Origin of the sequence: Plesiomonas sp., from assembly GCF_051652165.1 — a bacterium.
GTDB lineage: Bacteria > Pseudomonadota > Gammaproteobacteria > Enterobacterales > CAMTGL01 > Plesiomonas.
On the sequence record NZ_JBOFTR010000015.1, the window covers coordinates 128820 to 142589 of the forward strand.

General features: G+C 48.7%; 13 protein-coding genes. 4 read left to right on the forward strand and 9 right to left on the reverse strand.

All coding sequences use genetic code 11. From position 1 onward, the window contains the following. The first annotated feature begins 33 nt into the window (after positions 1–33). Positions 34–669: a 3-isopropylmalate dehydratase small subunit gene (gene leuD / locus ACRC53_RS09030; protein WP_438643121.1), complete on the forward strand. Its 636-nt coding sequence runs from the start codon at positions 34–36 to the stop codon at positions 667–669. A gap of 189 nt (positions 670–858) precedes the next feature. On the opposite strand, the gene ACRC53_RS09035 is transcribed toward leuD, so the two are convergent. Beyond that, positions 859–1173 carry an SMR family transporter gene (locus ACRC53_RS09035; protein ID WP_438643122.1) on the reverse strand — a complete coding sequence of 105 codons (315 nt, stop codon included), beginning with the start codon at positions 1171–1173 and terminating at the stop codon, positions 859–861. Continuing rightward, entirely contained in the window at positions 1173–1517 is a 345-nt protein-coding gene (locus ACRC53_RS09040) for a DMT family transporter (protein ID WP_438643123.1), read from the reverse strand. The genes ACRC53_RS09035 and ACRC53_RS09040 overlap by 1 nt, the downstream gene beginning before the upstream one ends. Before the next feature lie 178 nt (positions 1518–1695). Between ACRC53_RS09040 and ACRC53_RS09045 the strand changes: the two genes are divergently transcribed. Continuing rightward, positions 1696–2577 carry a LysR family transcriptional regulator gene (locus ACRC53_RS09045; RefSeq protein ID WP_438643124.1) on the forward strand — a complete coding sequence of 294 codons (882 nt, stop codon included), beginning with the start codon at positions 1696–1698 and terminating at the stop codon, positions 2575–2577. A gap of 29 nt (positions 2578–2606) precedes the next feature. Here ACRC53_RS09045 and ACRC53_RS09050 read toward each other — a convergent pair whose 3' ends face one another. From ACRC53_RS09050 to rapA, 5 genes are all read right to left on the reverse strand, one after another. Continuing rightward, the gene (locus ACRC53_RS09050; RefSeq protein WP_438643125.1) at positions 2607–3179 is read right to left on the reverse strand and encodes a cytochrome b/b6 domain-containing protein; all 573 of its coding nucleotides are present in this window, start codon (positions 3177–3179) and stop codon (positions 2607–2609) included. A 225-nt stretch (positions 3180–3404) separates the two neighbouring features. Next, positions 3405–3875 carry a Dps family protein gene (locus ACRC53_RS09055; protein ID WP_438643126.1) on the reverse strand — a complete coding sequence of 157 codons (471 nt, stop codon included), beginning with the start codon at positions 3873–3875 and terminating at the stop codon, positions 3405–3407. Between the two features lie 211 nt (positions 3876–4086). Then, complete coding sequence (locus ACRC53_RS09060; protein WP_438643127.1) at positions 4087–4992, reverse strand: manganese-dependent inorganic pyrophosphatase; 906 nt, start codon at positions 4990–4992, stop codon at positions 4087–4089. A gap of 65 nt (positions 4993–5057) precedes the next feature. Continuing rightward, positions 5058–5795 carry a bifunctional tRNA pseudouridine(32) synthase/23S rRNA pseudouridine(746) synthase RluA gene (gene rluA / locus ACRC53_RS09065; protein WP_438643128.1) on the reverse strand — a complete coding sequence of 246 codons (738 nt, stop codon included), beginning with the start codon at positions 5793–5795 and terminating at the stop codon, positions 5058–5060. Between the two features lie 21 nt (positions 5796–5816). Next, positions 5817–8729, reverse strand: coding sequence for an RNA polymerase-associated protein RapA (gene rapA, locus ACRC53_RS09070; protein WP_438643129.1), 2913 nt, complete (start codon positions 8727–8729; stop codon positions 5817–5819). Between the two features lie 230 nt (positions 8730–8959). On the opposite strand from rapA, the gene ACRC53_RS09075 reads away from it, so the two are divergent. Together ACRC53_RS09075 and ACRC53_RS09080 are read left to right on the forward strand one after the other, a co-directional pair. Beyond that, a complete protein-coding gene (locus ACRC53_RS09075; RefSeq protein ID WP_438643130.1) occupies positions 8960–10339 on the forward strand; it encodes a PhoH family protein in 1380 nt (459 codons plus the stop codon). 161 nt (positions 10340–10500) lie between these two features. Continuing rightward, positions 10501–11268 carry a DedA family protein gene (locus ACRC53_RS09080; RefSeq protein WP_438643131.1) on the forward strand — a complete coding sequence of 256 codons (768 nt, stop codon included), beginning with the start codon at positions 10501–10503 and terminating at the stop codon, positions 11266–11268. Between the two features lie 182 nt (positions 11269–11450). Here the strand turns inward: ACRC53_RS09080 and thiQ are convergent, their stop codons facing one another. Then, a complete protein-coding gene (thiQ, locus tag ACRC53_RS09085; protein WP_438643132.1) occupies positions 11451–12161 on the reverse strand; it encodes a thiamine ABC transporter ATP-binding protein ThiQ in 711 nt (236 codons plus the stop codon). Further along, entirely contained in the window at positions 12158–13768 is a 1611-nt protein-coding gene (thiP, locus tag ACRC53_RS09090; RefSeq protein ID WP_438643226.1) for a thiamine/thiamine pyrophosphate ABC transporter permease ThiP, read from the reverse strand. The genes thiQ and thiP overlap by 4 nt, the downstream gene beginning before the upstream one ends. Positions 13769–13770: the final 2 nt, after the last annotated feature.

Consider the following 13770-nt stretch of genomic DNA (forward strand, 5'->3'; position numbering starts at 1 on the left):
CAGATGCTTTGCACGGGAACCAAGGAGTGACACATGACAGGATTCACGCAACATACCGGCATTGTCGCACCGTTAGATGCCGCTAATATCGACACGGATGCGATTATTCCGAAGCAGTTTTTACAAAAAGTGACCCGTACCGGCTTTGGTCAACACCTGTTCCACGACTGGCGTTTTCTCGATGATGCCGGTACACAGGAAAATCCAGCGTTTATCCTCAATCAACCTGAATATCGCCGAGCCTCAGTCTTACTGACCCGTGAGAACTTTGGGTGTGGATCGTCGCGTGAGCATGCGCCATGGGCACTGGCCGATTACGGTTTTAAAGTGATTATTGCGCCAAGCTTTGCTGATATTTTTTACGGTAATGCCATCAATAACCAGTTGCTGCCAGTACGTTTAGCTGCCGCTGATATTGATGCGTTGTTTGCCCATGTAGCTGACAAGCCAAGCGTACAATTGACCATTGATCTGACCGTGCAAACGGTGTCAGTGTGTAGCGCAGATAACAATACGGGTAGCCATAATGATGCCAACATCTACCCGTTTATGCTTGATCCGTTTCATCGTCACTGCCTGCTCAATGGTTTAGACAGCATCGGCTTAACCTTGCAGCATGCGGATAAAATCAGTGCTTACGAAAGCCATCAACCGGCTTTTTTACGCTGAGATGAATGCGGTATCTTGCAATGTGCGCTTTCTCTTTTAAATTTAATAAAGGGAAACGGGAAAGCAAGCAAACCGCAGTGCCATTAACATACGGCCATTAAATGCGATCAAAAAAGCGGATAAGCGATGACTCTTATCCGCTTTTTTATATCTGGCTTACATGAACCTGACGTAAACCGCTGTAAACCATTATGCCGAATGCATCACCACAACCGAGGTAGCAATCACCACAATACCAGCCCAACCAATCGGTTTGAGTTTCTCTTTAAAGATAACCCAACTACCAATGGCTGTGCCTAAAATACCGATTGCTCCCCATGATGCGTAGGCTACGGCAAGATCCATACCCCGAACGGCTTCGGTCAATAACGTAAACGCACTCATAACCAGTAAAAGAGAGAGAAACCCCCAACGTTTACGTTGAAAACCTTTCGACTTATTTAGCGCCATATTCGCGGCAACGTCGAGCAGAGCGGCGGCAATAATAAATCCGATATGTAACATTATGCCTCCTCCTGCTGTGGGTGGCTTTCACCGGCATTCACCATAATAATACCGGTGACGGCCAGTGCTAACCCAATCATCTCTTGCAATGAGAGCGAGTAGCCAAAAATAAACACCGAAATCAGTGTAATTAAGGTAACACCAACCCCTTCCCACAACGCGTATGCAATACCAATAGGTATTTTTTTGATCGCTTTAGAGAGGAAAAAATAAGATATTCCGATCCCTGCCCACATAGGCAAATAACTGAAAAATGAACCATTTTCGACGATTTTATTGATAGATGATGTTCCTGCAACTTCGGTAATAATAGCCAGTAACAGAAACATCCATGCGAATAACATGTGAGTACCCTTTAATATCCTTAATGCCCCGTGATCTGCTGATAACGTTTGCGGCACAGCGTTACTCTAGCCCTCCTGCTCGTTATATACTAATCGCTCAGTGTCAACTTTTCCGACGCTCGTGTTTGACAATTTGTTTACACCCTCTAGGATCATCCACTGATGTCTGGAGTAGCCGATGAAGTTCTCGCAGTTAGAAATGTTTGTAGAGGCCGCTAATAATGGCTCAATCACTGAAGCGGCACGCCGTTTAGGTAAAAGCCGCAGTACCGTGAGTACCGCAATCAGTGCACTGGAAGACAGTTTGGGTGTCAGCCTTTTTGAACGCGGTTCAAACTTAACGGAATTGACCGTTATCGGTGAACAAATTCTGGATGACAGTGAGCGTATTTTACAAATTGCGAATATCATCGAACAAAAATGCCAGCACTACGCCACCGGTGCCGAAGCCTTGCTGCGCATCGCGCGCGATGATGCATTGTCAGAAGTTTTCTGGCGACGGCTATTAGGGCAATTAAAACAACAATTTGCCGGCACCAGTGTCTCTTTGGTGTTGGCATCACCGCCGGAATTACCTGCGCTGGTTGAAGAGGGAATTGTTGATGCTGCGTTTGGTTTACTGACTCAAGAGCAAGAGAACTCATCACTGAAAATTGAGGTGCTGCATCCGCTGCGAACCATGATGGTGGTGGAGAAAAGCCATCCGCTGGCGCTGTTAAAGCGGGTTCAGCACAATGACCTAGAGTCACATACACAAATTACGCTGTCATATGTGGATGATGAATCAGTGAAAACGCTGCAACCGGTCAGTGGTGATCACATCGGGCTCTCTTGCTTTGAGATGATCCGCGATGCGGTGGTTGATAAGCTGGGCTGGGCTATTTTACCCACGCCATTGGTGCAAACTCCGTTACGTTATAACCAGTTACAGGTACTTAAACATAAATTTAGTATGCAATGGCGTGATTATGCAGCGTATGCATCCCCTGCTGCTTACCACGGTAAAGTATTGTCATGGATTCAGCAGGAGATCCAAAAAGAGCTCGAGTCTTACGATTAAGGGATACTGTTCACTTATCACGCTTAGGCTTATTTTGGCTGACGACGACACCAACCGATAAAGTGTAACAGTGCCATACCACCGTGCCCAACAACGTAGGCCTCTATCAGGCTGGTAAGGGTTTTATGCAGTGATTTGAGATCGAGTGTCCAGACAGAGCCACTACACCAAAGCACAAACCAAGCAAGCCCTGATAATACAACCAGCACTAATGCCCCTAATCCTAACCCCTGAATACATGTTGCTACGCCTTTAGGCTGTGACTCAGGCAACTGAAACTGAAACAATACTCGGAGATCAGCCGTGAGTTGCTCTGTATCCCCCCATAAATATGGATAAAAATAGCGGAAGCCACGAGTTTTAAAGCAATACCACAGTAATAAGGCAATCAGTGGCAACAATAAAATACCACTAACAATATGCATCCATGTACAAAGTTGAATAAGCCAATCAGCGCGAATTTGCTGGTCTGGTGTGAAGTGCATATCATTGCTATTGATGATTTGCAAAACCACCAACAAGGCAATACCTATGTGCAATACACGTAAAAAAAGGGGCTGGTTTTGCGCTAAATAACGCCAAAAGCTGGAAAAAATACGCACTTTATACCCTTTTATTCTGGCAATATGGTTTAAAAAGAAAACAGTAATTGCCTGACTATAGGGGATAAAAACAATAAAATCTGTGTGGGGATGTAACAATATGCAGGAAAACGACAGCCCTAACAAAGAGGTCTGCCGTTATAAAAAAAGGGTAATATCAACCAATATAGCCTATAGCGCGATCTACATTTCTCTTTATCACTACAGCAATATTAGTATGATCACTTACTCTTCAAGTGTACTGCGCAGCATCCACGCCATTTTTTCATGTGCAGAGCAGCGATCATCAAGTAATGATGCTGTTGCACCATCCATCACCTCGCCGGTGAGTGGATAAATACCGCGAATACGTTCGATGACTGTTGCATGGCCTTGCAGCAAAAAGGCAATCATCTCGTTATTACTTAAGTTTGATTTTGGCTCTGGTAAACGGCTCATTTTTTGGTATGCACTCAATGAACCTGGTGCTTCAAAGCCTAATTCCCGAATACGTTCAGCAATATCATCTAATGCATTCCAAATACCTGTGTACTGCTCTTCAAACATTTGATGAATCGGCAGGAAACGCATACCCTTCACGTTCCAGTGAAAATAGTGCGTACTCAAGTAAAGGCTAAAACTTTCAGCCAAAAGGTGAGCGAGACTGTCAGCGATCTGTTTTCTGCTTGCATCAGGAATAGAGATATCAACTTTCATGACCAGTGCTCCTTATGGAATAACTCGGCGATAGCGCCATTACAGTTACCATATAACTGGCCCGTGTATCTTTCTGTAGGGAAGTGCGTATATCTGCGTCAGAGTGCGACAAGTTTTGTCTAAAAAAAAGCGGTCTTTATTAGACCGCTTTTTTCATTGCCATAAGATTAACCACTGTAGTGCAGTGTCAGCACCCGCTGTATCAAAGTAATCAGGCTAGAACTTGTTGCAGCCAAGGCCAACCCTGCTTTTTACGGCTCAGGGTATTTTGCATCATCAGAACACCGTTATCAGCGTGTGCTTCTAACTTTGCTGACCATTCGCCCTGATACAGCAGACGGGTGGTTGCCGTGGTAATGTCGGTCAGCATCAGAGCAGCCAGTACCAGCGAATCTTCGCTGCAACGGCGCTGCAAATCGGCATTCAGCGCATCGATCATGTCATCAACTTGCGCCAGTGTTGCCAGCTCAATCTGGCCAACCACGACGTTATGCCCATTAAGTGGATAGCCTTTCAGATCTTTTTCAACCAGCTCTGCTGCGCTCAAACCTGCAATATCGGTTTTAGCAATCAGCAGCTCAGTGATAAACGCATCCAAATCGCTGATCTGTGCCAGTTCAGCCAGCGCATAAACCGCATCTTTATCTTTTTGTGTGCACGTTGGTGAAGCAAACCCTACGGTGTCACTGATGATGGCAGACATCATCAGGATCGCCAGTGGGCGGGTAATCGGTGCATTTTCCATTTTGAACAGGTTGAACAAAATGGTATTGGTGCAACCTACTGGCCAAATCCACGCTTCCAGCGGCTGTGCGGTAGTCACATCACCTAAACGGTGGTGATCAACAATACCCAAAATTTCAGCTTGGGCCAGATCGTCTGGGCCTTGCGCCATATCAGAGTAATCTACCAGCCAGACTTGTTGTCCGGCTACGCCAGTACACATCTCAGGCTGCTCAACACCCGCTTTATTTAAGATGAACTGGGTTTCACGGTTGATATCACCCTGACGAACGGCTTTGGCATTCAAACCGCGAGCTTGCAGCAGTGCAGTTGCTACCAGTGCCGAGCAGATGCTATCGCTGTCTGGGTTTTTATGACCTACTACTTGAATCATATTACTTCCTTTCACTCTTTCTTTTTGTTTGGCGCGAGTGTTGTGCTCGCTTATTTTGGCTGATTTCAAAAATCAGGATGGCAGCAAAACTGTAACGGCTCACCGGTTTTCGGGTGCGTGATATTCAGCTCTAGCGCATGTAATTGCAAACGATCAGCCATGGCCTGTGCTTGTGCGTTGGCATAAAAGCGATCACCCAAAATCGGATGCCCCAGTGCCAACATGTGTACCCGCAACTGGTGTGAACGGCCGGTAATAGGGGTCAGTTTAACACGGCTTGTTCCATCTAAATCACGACTGAGCACCTGATACAACGTCTGAGCTGGCTTACCGGTCTCATGACACACCTTCTGCTGCGGACGGTTCGGCCAGTCACACACCAGTGGTAAATCTATCTCACCGCTATCGTGTTCAGGATGCCCCCAGATTCGGGCGATATACGCTTTTTTAGGCTCACGCTCACGAAACTGACGTTTGAGCTCACGCTCGGCCTGTTTGGTTAATGCCACCACCAGCACACCACTGGTCGCCATATCAAGACGATGCACCGATTCAGCCAGCGGGTGATCCTCTTGGATCCGCTGCATAATGCTGTCGCGGTGCTCAGGCGCGCGCCCCTGCACTGACAACAGCCCGCTCGGTTTGTTGACCACCATGATGCTGGCATCCTGATAGAGGATCTCCAGCCAAGGGTCAGTCGGCGGATGATATGACTCCAGCGGCGGTGCGCCGCTGGGGGCGGGTGGTTCTCCCGCCAAATAAGCTGCTTTACGCTGCCGTTTGGTGCTGCTCGATTGTGCCATGTGATTACCTTTGCTAAACACTTATTGATGCGTAACCACAACCACACGCAGCGAATCTAACCGCCAGTTGGCTTCATCAAGGTGCTGCATCACTTGCTTACGGCCCAGATCCAGCACAGTCACTTCATCATCACGGATGTTCGGGTTCACCGCTTTAAGAGCCAGCATGCGATCGAGTTCAGCAGTCATCACGTTATCAGCCAGTTGACGCGCGGCATCAATTTCAATGCGCGCCAGCTCAGTGGCTTTCGGCTCGGCCAGTGTCAGCATCGCGTGGATCTCTTTTTGTACCGCATTGACCAGTTTGCTGCCGGTATGACGGTTCACTGGGCTAAGTTGGCGGTTCAGTGCTTCAAACGCGACCGATTGCGATAGATCATTACCGTTGGCATCCATCAACAAACGAATTGGGCTTGGCGGCAGGAAACGAGTCAATTGCAGATGTTTTGGCGCTTGCGCTTCAACCACATAGACCAGCTCCAGCAACAATGTTCCGGCTGGCAGAGCTTTGTTTTTCAACAATGATATTGCGGTCATACCGGTATCACCGGACAAAATCAGATCAATGCCGTTACGCAGGATTGGATGTTCCCATGTCAAAAACTGGGCATCTTCACGCGACAAGGCCACATCACGATCAAAGGTCACGGTACAGCCGTCTGATGGCAAACCCGGAAAATCAGGCACCAGCATATGGCCAGTCGGTTCAAGCACCAGCATGTGCTCACCACGATCCTCTTGCTGCACCCCAATAATATCAAACAGGTTCAGCGCAAAACTGACTAAGTCAGTACCACCATCTTGCTCGCCAATTTTCTCGGCCAACGCTTGTGCTTCTGTGCCCCCATTGGAGTGCATCTCCAGCAGGCGATCACGGCCCGTTTCCAGCTTGGCTTTCAAGCTATCGTGCAGCGCGCGGCTCTCAGCAATCAGCTCATCAAACCCTTCCGTACTGCTTGGGTCGGCCAAAAACGGAATCAAACGCTCAACAAACTGATCATACACTGGGCGTCCGGTCGGGCAGGTGTGCTCAAACGCATCGAGCCCCTCATGGAACCAGCGCGACAGCAGCGCCTGAGATGTGCCTTCAAGACAAGGCACATGAATGGCGATATCGTGCCGCTGACCAATACGGTCAAGACGGCCAATCCGCTGCTCAAGCAGATCCGGATTCATCGGTAAATCAAACATCACCAACTGGCTGGCAAACTGGAAATTGCGCCCTTCTGAGCCAATTTCAGAGCAGAGCAGCACCTGCGCGCCCTCTTCTTGCTGTGCAAAGTAGGCCGACGCTTTATCACGCTCGATAATGGATAAACCTTCATGGAACACCGCTGCACGAATCGCTTCACGCTCACGCAGTGCCTGCTCTAAATGCACCGCGGTTTCGGCTTTCGCACAGATCACCAGCACCTTGTCATCACGGTGATTTTTCAAGAATGTCAGTAGCCACTCAACCCGTGGGTCAAAGTTCCACCACGTGGCATTTTCACCTTCAAATGCCTGATAAATTTGTTCGGGATAGAGCATCTGCAACGCACGATCATCAATCTTGCTTGATCCCATCATACGCGCAACGCGAATCGCGGTTTGATACTGGCTCGGCAGTGGCAAAGTGATCTGGTTTACGCTGCGCTGCGGGAAGCCTTTCACACCCTGACGGGTATTGCGGAACAGCACACGGCCAGTACCGTGGCGATCCATCAGATTACTGATCAGCGTCTGGCGAGCACAGATGCGCTCCGCTTCATCCACACTCTTGGCGTTAATCACTTTGAGCAGCGGCTCAACATCTTGCTCTGGCAGCAGCTCGGTTAGCAGATTTTGTGCTGCAACCGTCAGCGGCTTGCCACTGGTAATATCAGCAACGGCATCGGCAATCGGCTGATACTGCTGCTGCTCGGCGACAAACTCTTCGTAATCATGGAAACGATCAGGATCGAGCAAGCGCAAACGGGCAAAATGGCTCTGCTGGCCCAACTGCTCTGGAGTTGCGGTCAGCAGCAACACGCCCGGAATATTCTCCGCTAAGGCTTCAACCACCTGATATTCACGGCTCGGTTTCTCTTCATCCCAAACCAGATGATGAGCTTCATCGACCACCAGTAGATCCCACTCAGCATCAACGGCCTGTTCGCAACGCTGGCGTTTTTTACGGATAAAATCGAGCGAACAGATCACCAACTGTTCGGTTTCAAACGGGTTCTCGGCATCCAGCCCCGCTTCGGCGCAACGCTCTTCATCAAACAGCGCAAAACGCAGATTGAAACGGCGCAGCATTTCCACCAGCCACTGATGCTGTAAAGATTCAGGCACCACCACCAGTACACGCTCGGCACGGCCAGAGAGCAGTTGCTGATGAATGATCATGCCCGCTTCAATGGTTTTACCCAAACCCACTTCGTCGGCCAGCAGAACACGCGGCGCATAACGGCAGCCCACTTCATGGGCAATATAAACCTGATGCGGGATAAGGCTGGCACGCACGCCGCGTAATCCACGCAGTGGTGAACGGAACTGATCGCGCTGATGGTTCAGTGCGCGATAACGCAGCGCAAAGCGATCCATCCTATCAATCTGACCGGCAAACAGACGGTCCTGCGGGCGGCTGAAGGTCAGCTTATTGTCCAGCATCACCTCACGCAGGGTGACATTCGCCTCTTCGGTATCGACGCGTGTACCGATGTAGGTCAGTACTCCGTGTGCTTCCAGCACCTCTTCGACACACAATTTCCAGCCTTCATGACAGCTGATTGTGTCGCCTTGATTGAACATGACGCGGGTTACCGGCGCATCAACGCGGGAATAAACGCGGTTTTCACCGGAAACAGGAAACAGGATAGTCACGGTACGGGCTTCTATCGCCACGACCGTACCTAAACCCAACTCACTCTCAGTATCACTGATCCAACGTTGACCAAGTGCAAAAGGCATAGTGCGGACTCAACTCTCTTCTTTGGGGTGGGTGCGGGAAAGGGCGTTATGGTAATTCAAGGTCGGTTTCCCGTCACGGATTTATCCATATTCAATAATTTAAAAACGGTGCAATTGTCACAAGCATGTCATGAAGTATGCGTTTGATTGTTGATACGTTGCTACACTTAATAATAGGGGCAACATCCGTGCAAAGAGCGCACTGTTTTAACACTAATAAGGAGATTACTATGGGCACAGACGAACGAAAAATTTTCGTCCTCGATACCAATATTCTACTCCATGAACCCCAATCTATCTTTTCGTTTCAAGAACACAATGTCATCATTCCAATGACTGTACTTGAAGAGCTCGACAGGATTAAGGATAGTAAACGCGACGTATCGCGCGAGGCCAGAGTCGCGATTCGTATGCTCGAAAGTGTATTTCTTGATGCCACTGCCGAAGAGATCGCCGCCGGCGTTCCACTTAGTAAACACGGCGCACAGGCATCGGGTTGCATCGCAATTTTTGCTGATTATGGCCTCGATGAAACAGCTCTCGCCTTCCCACATAAAGAGGGCGATAGCCGTATTCTCAATGGCGTATTATACCTGCAAAAGCAGTATGCGCCTCAACCGATTATTTTAGTCACCAAAGATATTAACATGCGCCTGCGTGCCAAAGGCGCGGGTGTGCTGCGGGTTGAAGATTACCGCACTGATCAACTGATTGACGATGTTCGCTTTCTAACGAAAGGTTTTCGCCACCTTGTGGGCAATTTTTGGGATAAAGTTGAAGTCTGCCAAACCCAGCATGAAGGGCGAGAGACTTACCATTCGGTTGATGCGTCACTCGTTCCAACAGCGCATATCAATGAATATCTGTTTGATGATACTGAACACTTTGCTGGCCGCATCTGTGCTATTGGCGAAGATCGTGTCACGTTTCGCGATCTTGGCCGCGAGAAAATGATGCATCGTCAGGCCTGGGGTATCCACCCGAAAAATATGTATCAAGCCATGGCACTGCATGCCCTGCTCGATCCCTCCATTGATCTGGTGATCTTAACCGGCCCTGCCGGTAGCGGTAAAACCTTGCTGGCCATGGCCGCGGCACTTGAGCAGGTGATCGAGAAAAAGATGTTCGACAAGATTATCGTCACCCGCAATACGCCGGATATCGGCGAATCCATTGGCTATTTACCGGGCACTGAAGAGGAAAAAATGATGCCATGGTTGGCCGCCATTACCGATACTCTAGAGGTGCTGCATAAAAACGATCACAACACCGAAGCTTCCATCAAATATATTCAGGATAAAGCCAATATCCAATTTAAATCGATTAACTTCATGCGTGGGCGCTCAATTCAAAACGCATTTGTCCTGCTTGATGAGTGCCAGAATTTAAGTGCGTCACAGCTAAAAACCATTATTACCCGCTGCGGTGAAGGCACTAAAATTGTTTGTTCGGGCAATCTGGCACAAATTGATAGTGCCTATCTCACGCCCGTAACGTCGGGATTAACCTATATTGTTGAGCGTTTTAAAGATTTTGAAGGCAGTGTCAATCTCTACCTCAATGGCGTAATACGCAGCCGTTTAGCCTCTTATGCTGAGGAACATCTGTAAAACTGCCGTGGGAGCAAAACAATCTCTGGTTTTGCTCCCTTTTCTGCTGTTTTATTCTGCCTTTATAGTGCCGATTGACGCTATGAAGCCTGCCTTGCACAATACTTCCCTATAAAATACTGACTTGTCAGTTTGTTCTGACCAACCACATTGAGATACCGATGGATGCTTTACTGACACATGTACAACTCTATGCAGCACAATATGCACTGAGCGCAGTTTTTCTTGCTGCACTGATTGAGTCAATTGCGGTGATTGGCTTACTGATCCCAAGTTCAATCATTATGACATCAATTGGTCTGATGATTGGCCACGGTGAGGTTAACTTTTGGCTGGCATGGCTGTTAGCAGCACTTGGCTGTATGGTAGGAGATTGGGGATCATTCTTAATTGGACACTACTTCACTGTACCCTTGCGTAAAGCACGCCCACTGCAACGCTATACCAGCCAGATTAGCAAGATTGAACATGCACTGCATCAGCACAGCATGTTAACTATTTTCTGGGGGCGACACATTGGCCCAACGCGCCCAATTGTACCATTAGTGGCAGGGATGCTAAATCTGCCAGTACAAAAGTTCGTTTTGCCCAATTTTCTGGCCTGTGCAACGTGGCCACCGGTCTATCTGTTGCCCGGCTTACTCGCTGGTGTTGCATTGGATATTCCTCATGGCCAAGATTTAGGTCTATTCCGTTTTTGGTTGATAGCCTGTACAGTGAGTTGTACCTTAGCTGTGTGGTGGTGCTGGCGTTATTGGCGTGCCGATCGCCAAAAAGAGGATTTTTTTAGCCGTATATTAACCCCAACACGCTTGCGCATTTTAGCCCCGCTTGCGTTGTTGGCGGCAGTTATTAGCACTCTGTTATTGCTAAAACAACCCATGATGCCACTGTATGCCCAGCACGTTTGGCAGATAATCCGACTCTAAACAGCATTAAAACGTACGAACAGTATAAATGCGCATTACCATTTGCTATGGCCACTGAGTATTGCCACTTAATTCTGTTGTTAGAGGCATTATCCGCTATAACAACAGGATTAAGTGCATAAGCGTTTATTGTCAACGATACATCGCGAATCATTTAACACGCATTATTTATCACTGATGATTTAGAGCAAACCCTCGACATGAATCCCCAGTATCCGTGCTGCGGGGTTTTTTCCCTGCACTAATGTTTGCGTACTGCCATCGTAATGAATGTTGCCATCGACAATGAGCAGTGTGCGTGGTGCTATCCGCGCCGCATCCTCTAGATTGTGTGATACCATCAGTAACGTCAGGTTCGCTCGCTGGCAGGCTAACTCGACACATTGCAACATGTCAGCCCGCAAGGCCGGATCCAGTGCTGAAAATGGCTCATCGAGCAGCAAAATTGGGGTATCGCGCACCAAACAGCGCGCCAGTGCCACCCGCTGACGTTGACCACCTGAGAGCGTATCTGGCCGTCGATCTAAATATTCACTCAGCCCAACATCTTCAACCACCTGTGCCAAACGCTGGCGCTGTGCCTCATTGAGCCTTAACCCCGGATTAAGCCCTAAGCCAATATTTTGCCGCACAGTTAAATGATTAAACAGATTATGCTCTTGAAATAGCATTGATACTGGGCGGGCGGCAATGGGCAAGTGCGCCGCATCTACCCCGTTTAAGCAAAGTTGGCCGCTATTAAGCCGCTCAAAACCAGCAATAAGATTCAGCAGGGTGCTTTTTCCTGCTCCGCTTGGGCCAAGAATTGCGACCCGCTCTCCGGCGTTTATCTGTACATCAAAACGCATCGGCAGATGGTCATAAATAAACAGGCCTTGGGTTAACGAAATCATGATGAAGACTCTGCGCGCTGCCGTGGCAGGCGTTCAAAAAAGGTAAACAAGCCAAAACAGAGAAGCATCAACAGCAGTGCTGTCACTGCCGCATCATGGCTGCGATATGCGCCCATCTGTTGATACAAATACAGTGGTAAAGTCCGCAGATCATCACTGCCGAGTAATGCTATCACGCCAAAATCACCTAGCGACAACACACACGAAAATGACATCGCCAACGAGAGTGGGCGAGCCAATGCACGCCACTCCACCCAGTACAAACGTTGCCAGCCCTGTATTCCGAGTGACGCACACAATCGGTTATACTGCACGGCCAGATCCCACATTGGTACACTGAGGGTTTTGAGTACATACGGCAGTGCCATCAATGCATTACAGATAACTACCAGCAGCATGGCGTGTTTAGCCAGTGCTGGGTAGGGCTGCAATAATAAAAACAGGCCAGTGGCCAGCACTAAACCTGGCATGGCCAAGATGAGCATACCCGATAATTCCAGATGCGCAGCCCAACGGTTCTGACCCTGCATCCGTAACTGGCGGCTTGACCAGAGGATCATCATCCCCAGCACCACGGCCAGCGTGCCTGTACCCAATGCTATCTGCAATGAGGTTAACAGTGCTTGCCAAAGTGCAGCCTGACGTAATACTGACCCGATCGATAAGTTCAAACCACTAACAAGCACTGAGAGCAGCGGAGGTAACAATAATAACAGTGCAGCACCAATTAGCAGCAGATCGCCAAACAAGCGGCCTCGGTGTCGAGAGTGCTCATGCCAAACCCCACCATTACCCGCCGCTGCCGGCAACGTGCCAGCCAAACGTTGGCTGATCACCACTAAACCAAGACAAATAACCATCTGCAACAGGGCCAGTAATGCCGCTTGCCCCAGATCAAAGTCATAGGTTAGTGCCTGATAAATCGCCAGCTCAATACTGGTCGCTTTTGGCCCTCCACCCAGCGCCAATACTACCGCAAAACTGGCAAAACAGAGCATAAAAATTAAGCTGGCTGTTGGCAATAACTGGCGGCGCAGATAGGGCCACTCGACAAACCGAAACTGCTGATGCGCACTCATACCTAATTGCGCTGCAAGACGGCGTTGTTCAAGGGGAATAGCTTCTAAGCTTTGTAAGAATAGTCGGCAGGCCAACGGTAAATTAAAGAACACATGTGCCAGTAAAATCCCCTGCAAACCGTATGGTGAAAAACGGTAGTGAACCCCTAACCAGCGGCACACCTGTGCTAACCAGCCGTTTTGCCCGTACACACTAATTAAACCAAATACCGCCACTAACACAGGTAACACTAATGTCAGTGAAAACAGCCGTATCAGTAAAGCGCGCCCGATAAATCGCCTGCGCGCCAACGCTTGTGCCAAAAAAAGAGCAGGTAGCACAGAAAGCAAGGTTGATAACCCTGCTTGCATCAGGGTGAAACGCAGCACATGTTGCAAATAGGGGTCAGCAAATACAAACATTGGTCTCGTGATTGGGGCATGTTGCCACAAACTCACCAGTGCACTGGCTGCTAATAACAACAATAACAAGGCAGCCACAACGCCGGGCCACCACTGACAAAGAGCATGCCGCTTTTGTAATAACAACA

What these genes read in the sequence shown, in the direction of transcription:
- ACRC53_RS09080 (WP_438643131.1), top strand. Translation starts at nt 10,501, where the DNA reads ATGGATGCTTTACTGACACATGTACAACTCTATGCAGCACAATATGCA.
- ACRC53_RS09075 (WP_438643130.1), top strand. Translation starts at nt 8,960, where the DNA reads ATGGGCACAGACGAACGAAAAATTTTCGTCCTCGATACCAATATTCTA.
- ACRC53_RS09060 (WP_438643127.1), bottom strand. Translation starts at nt 4,992, where the DNA reads ATGATTCAAGTAGTAGGTCATAAAAACCCAGACAGCGATAGCATCTGC.
- ACRC53_RS09055 (WP_438643126.1), bottom strand. Translation starts at nt 3,875, where the DNA reads ATGAAAGTTGATATCTCTATTCCTGATGCAAGCAGAAAACAGATCGCT.
- ACRC53_RS09035 (WP_438643122.1), bottom strand. Translation starts at nt 1,173, where the DNA reads ATGTTACATATCGGATTTATTATTGCCGCCGCTCTGCTCGACGTTGCC.
- ACRC53_RS09045 (WP_438643124.1), top strand. Translation starts at nt 1,696, where the DNA reads ATGAAGTTCTCGCAGTTAGAAATGTTTGTAGAGGCCGCTAATAATGGC.
- leuD (WP_438643121.1), top strand. Translation starts at nt 34, where the DNA reads ATGACAGGATTCACGCAACATACCGGCATTGTCGCACCGTTAGATGCC.
- rluA (WP_438643128.1), bottom strand. Translation starts at nt 5,795, where the DNA reads ATGGCACAATCGAGCAGCACCAAACGGCAGCGTAAAGCAGCTTATTTG.
- thiQ (WP_438643132.1), bottom strand. Translation starts at nt 12,161, where the DNA reads ATGATTTCGTTAACCCAAGGCCTGTTTATTTATGACCATCTGCCGATG.
- rapA (WP_438643129.1), bottom strand. Translation starts at nt 8,729, where the DNA reads ATGCCTTTTGCACTTGGTCAACGTTGGATCAGTGATACTGAGAGTGAG.
- ACRC53_RS09040 (WP_438643123.1), bottom strand. Translation starts at nt 1,517, where the DNA reads ATGTTATTCGCATGGATGTTTCTGTTACTGGCTATTATTACCGAAGTT.